5 protein-coding genes are annotated in these 4,369 nt (G+C 41.8%); 4 read left to right on the top strand and 1 reads right to left on the bottom strand.

Annotated elements, in window-relative coordinates; genetic code table 11:
- The first annotated feature begins 252 nt into the window (after positions 1-252).
- Together rpmG and rpsR are read left to right on the top strand one after the other, a co-directional pair.
- The gene (rpmG, locus tag AC805_RS24480) at positions 253-447 is read left to right on the top strand and encodes a 50S ribosomal protein L33 (protein ID WP_009629301.1); all 195 of its coding nucleotides are present in this window, start codon (positions 253-255) and stop codon (positions 445-447) included.
- Positions 448-491: 44 nt separating this feature from the next.
- Complete coding sequence (rpsR, locus tag AC805_RS02975) at positions 492-713, top strand: 30S ribosomal protein S18 (protein WP_055074037.1); 222 nt, start codon at positions 492-494, stop codon at positions 711-713.
- Positions 714-858: 145 nt separating this feature from the next.
- On the opposite strand, the gene AC805_RS02970 is transcribed toward rpsR, so the two are convergent.
- Positions 859-1,833, bottom strand: coding sequence for a histone deacetylase (locus AC805_RS02970; protein WP_055074036.1), 975 nt, complete (start codon positions 1,831-1,833; stop codon positions 859-861).
- 130 nt (positions 1,834-1,963) lie between these two features.
- Between AC805_RS02970 and AC805_RS02965 the strand changes: the two genes are divergently transcribed.
- Together AC805_RS02965 and AC805_RS02960 are read left to right on the top strand one after the other, a co-directional pair.
- Positions 1,964-2,590 carry a hypothetical protein gene (locus AC805_RS02965; protein ID WP_156341291.1) on the top strand — a complete coding sequence of 209 codons (627 nt, stop codon included), beginning with the start codon at positions 1,964-1,966 and terminating at the stop codon, positions 2,588-2,590.
- 80 nt (positions 2,591-2,670) lie between these two features.
- Entirely contained in the window at positions 2,671-4,218 is a 1,548-nt protein-coding gene (locus AC805_RS02960; protein WP_055074034.1) for an ATP-binding protein, read from the top strand.
- The last annotated feature ends 151 nt before the right edge of the window (positions 4,219-4,369 follow it).

Below are 4,369 nucleotides of genomic sequence, written 5' to 3'. Positions count from 1 at the left end.
TATAGCTGTCGCCAAGTGTACTAGGACATAAAACCCAAGAATTAATTGGCGGCGCGAAGCGCCGCCAATTAATTCTTGGGTTTTGATTTGTCCTAATTCAAGTGACTGTAGCTATAAAAGTTCTGGAGAGAGATTGTAATGATGAGGCGATCGCCCAAATTTTTGCCAATTATTTTCCTATAGGCGCATAAGTAGGATGATTATGTGTAACAATTGTAGATCGCACTTTTAAGTAATCTCACAACTAAAAAAATGGCTAAAAACAAAGGTGTCCGTCTCGTTATTACGCTAGAGTGCACCGAATGTCGCACCAATGCCAATAAGCGCTCCCCTGGTGTATCTCGCTATACGACCATGAAAAATCGTCGTAATACCACTGCAAGATTAGAACTCAAAAAGTTCTGCCCTCATTGCAACTCCCATACCGTTCACAAAGAAATCAAGTAGTCCGTTAAATCCAATCACCAAAACCGCATAATCCCATCATGGCAATGAATTCTTCTTTTTATCGTAAGCGCCTCTCTCCGATCGCGCCTGCTGCCAAAATCGACTATAAAGATGTCGAATTACTGCGTAAGTACATCACCGAACGTGGCAAAATTCTTCCTCGTCGCATTACAGGTTTGACTGCAAAGCAGCAACGTGCTTTGACAACTGCGATTAAACAAGCTCGCGTTGTTGCGCTATTGCCCTTCATCAACAAAGAAGGTTAAAAATTTATAAAAAAGAGTCGCTTCGCGGCTCTTTTTTTGTTAGGCAGGGTCAGCCAAAACGCGATCGACATATTTGCGCCTTTTTTACTAGTTTGAAATGGGTATTTCAGAATTCATCCGCCATTAGCTGACCATTGTCGAAAAATTAACTTAGGCACTGTTCGATGACAGCCATAACCGATCGCGATAGGCTGTCGAAGTCGTAACCACCCTCTAAACCAAATAAAATTTTTGGGGTTACTTCTAGACATAGCTTGGTGAAAGTGCCAAAGTCTTCTGGCTTTAGCAAAATGCTCGCTAAAGGATCGTCGGCATTAGCATCAAATCCCGCACTTACGATGAGGAGATCGGGTTGAAATTCTTGCAGAAATGGCAAGATCTGATGATTGAAAACAGGCAGATATTCGGCAATTCCCGAATTTGCGCGCATCGGAATATTTAAAATATTGCCGTGATTGCCCGTTTCCTCCTTGCGTCCCGTCATGGGATAAAAAGGTGATTGATGCGTAGAAATATAGGCAATATCGGGACGATCCCACACGGCATCCTGCGTACCATTGCCATGATGCACGTCCCAATCAAGAATAGCAACCCGATCTAGATGGAGCCGATCGCAGGCAGATAGAGCCGCGATCGCCGCATTCCCAAATATACAAAAACCCATACCAGATCGGTCGCGTGCATGATGTCCTGGAGGGCGAGCCAGCACAAAGGCAGGGCGACCTGAATCCAGAACAAGATTTACGCCATCGAGCCATGCACTTACAGCTAAGAGAGCCACATTGTAGGTTTGGGCTGAGGCAATTGTATCTCCATCAATATGCCCGCCACCACGCTCAGTAAGTTGTCGCAAGGCATCAATATATTCTTGAGTATGAAATCGTCGGACTTCCTGCAAAATATCAAAGCCACTCCGACTGAGGCAGTCGATCGATGTCGGTTCTAACCAATCTAGTTGCGAAGCGATCGCTGAATTTTTAAGGTGGTCAACTATAGCAGTAAGACGACCCGCTTTTTCAGGATGATAAATACCCGTATCATGCTCCAAAAAACGTTTGGAATAGACAATCGGGAATTTATTGGTAGATTTTACAGAAATTGAAAGGTTATTTGAAAACATACGTACTTTTGCTGATCGGCAAATCAATGAATAGTTGTTGTCTCCATAGAGACTAGCGTTATACTTTTAAAATTACAGATTTGATTGAAATCTTTTATAGTTCCACAGTAATTTTACTTGGGTTTTTCCTGTGGTCGATCCTTCTCAACCAACACATCAGTCAAATACTGAGATGTTAGCCGTACCAAAAGAGCTGGTACTATCCATCCAAGAGATTATTTATCTCTATAAACACCATAACCAGCAAAATATATTAGATTCTTTGGCAAAACTAATTTCACTTGCCAAAAAATACGAAGATATTCCCTTATCAAAAAGTCTAGCGCTGCCAAGCTATGCGGATGATTCAGAAGATGAGAGCGATGATGACTTTATTAAAAATTGGGATGATATTTTTAATGTCAAAGTCTATATTGATACCGATATCTTTGGGGAATTGGATCCGCGCCCTCCAGCCCTAGTAGAGATAGATATAGATAATGTCAGTAATAGTGAAACCGTCGTTCAGCATACCGAAGCAACTGAAATTTACGTTCAGGCTTGGAAAGAACTAGCCCAGAGTATTTCAGCACTACCCGAAGACCTATTTACGCGACTATGGACAACCGCCGAAATTGCAAAAATCTTGGAATGTTCGCCTAGTAGCCTAAGGCGATCGCGTAGGACTGGGCGATTACCGATTAGGATCAAAGACTTTATTCTTGACTGTATTTCCCACGATGGTAAGCGGAGTTTGTGGTTTGTGCGCCCATCTTAATGATTACTTGGCAATGCACTGCTAAGATAATCATGACTAAATAATGATTTTTAAACCTATTTTATCAACTACAGATTTAGATGTCTTCTCAAGACTTAACCAAACGATTTTTCGCAAGTAAAATATCCATCTATTGGTTACTGCTGATACCTTTTGTTTGGCAATTAATCGGGCTATCGATCGTTAGTAGTTATTTGTTTTTTGGTAATAACGGTGAAGTTGCAAAGCTCCTGCAAAATAGCAATCCCCTAAATAATTCACCAAATAATTCACTAAATAACCCCATCGTTTTATTTTTGGGGCTGAATTTATTGATATCCGTAGGGCTAGTATTTGTAATAGTTAAAATTATCCGCCCATATCTAGAACTGAATATAGCAAAGAAAAACTCTTTACCAGATTGTCCCACCTTATCTCATAATCTTGAGAATCGCCAAAAGATCGAAGATGACTTGAAAGATAGTCAAGCCAAACTTAAAGAGGCTTATATGGAGCAGAGCACCTTGCTGAGTGCCATGACCGATGTGGTACTAGTCCGTAATGCTGAAGGGCGATGTCTTAAGATCGCCACTACCAAAAATGTCAACTTAAAAGGGACTCGCGAGCAAGTTCTGAGTAAATCGATCTATGAAGAGCTGCCAGAGAATGTCGCAAATCTTCTTTTAAGCACAATTCAAAAAGCCTTAGCATCTAAGCAAATCATCAATTGTGACTACAGTCTGGATATCGACGGTAGAGAAGTATGGTTTGCATCCAATATTTCTCCCATATCTGATGATACCGTCATTCAAATTTCAAGGGATATTACGGAACGGAAGCTATCGGAAATGGCCCTTGCCAAAGCAAAAGAAGCGGCAGAAGCAGCTACCAAAGCCAAAAGTGAATTTCTCGCGAATATGAGCCATGAGATTCGCACACCAATGAATGGAGTTTTGGTCATGGCGCAGTTATTGGCGACTACGGAACTGACTGAAGAACAGGAGGAATTCGTGCAAACGATTCTGGAAAGCGGGGATGTCTTATTAACGATTATTAATGATATTCTCGATTTTTCTAAGATTGAATCGGGAATGCTGAAAATTGAGAAAAGAGCCTATATTTTAGAAGAGATTATTAGTTCAGTTAATAGTTTGCTGAGGGGACAAGCTAGGGATAAAGGGATTGACTTACAGCATACGATTCACCCCGATGTGCCTTGCCAAGTAATTGGCGATAGCTCTCGATTGAGACAAATTCTGATTAACATCGTAGGGAATGCGATCAAATTTACGCCTCAAGGCAATGTATCAGTTATGGTTAATGGAAGTTCCTTAACTGAGAACGATCAATATGCCCTTCAATTTGCAGTAACGGATTCAGGCATAGGAATTACTGGGGAGCATATTGTCAGCTTATTTCAAGCTTTTACCCAAGCAGATACTTCGATTAGTCGTAGGTATGGTGGTACGGGTTTAGGTTTGGCGATTAGCAAACGTTTGGTGGGGCTAATGGGAGGGACAATCTGGGTTGAGAGTTTTGGGAAAGTAGGAGGCGATCCTCCTGACAATTGGAAGTCAAGTTTAGTGACGCAGGGAGCTACATTCTATTTTGTAATTCATGTGGGTATAGATTCCCAAATTGGGCAGTGATCAGGAAAGGATGGGCAGCGCGAAGCACCGCCCATCCTTTCCTATTTATAGCTACCGAACTGGATCAGGACATAAAACCCCAAAGAGAGTTGACGCGCGGCGCGCGTCAACTCTCTTTGGGGTTTTAATTTTGTCCTAACAAAACTGGCGG

This window comes from Pseudanabaena sp. 'Roaring Creek', assembly GCF_001402795.1.
GTDB lineage: Bacteria > Cyanobacteriota > Cyanobacteriia > Pseudanabaenales > Pseudanabaenaceae > Pseudanabaena.
The sequence above is the reverse complement of the archived record's forward strand: the minus strand, read 5'-3'. Positions and strand labels throughout refer to the sequence as shown.

Coding starts and splice junctions, on each gene's coding strand:
- rpmG (WP_009629301.1), top strand. CDS start 253: ATGGCTAAAAACAAAGGTGTCCGTCTCGTTATTACGCTAGAGTGCACC.
- rpsR (WP_055074037.1), top strand. CDS start 492: ATGAATTCTTCTTTTTATCGTAAGCGCCTCTCTCCGATCGCGCCTGCT.
- AC805_RS02970 (WP_055074036.1), bottom strand. CDS start 1,833: ATGTTTTCAAATAACCTTTCAATTTCTGTAAAATCTACCAATAAATTC.
- AC805_RS02960 (WP_055074034.1), top strand. CDS start 2,671: ATGTCTTCTCAAGACTTAACCAAACGATTTTTCGCAAGTAAAATATCC.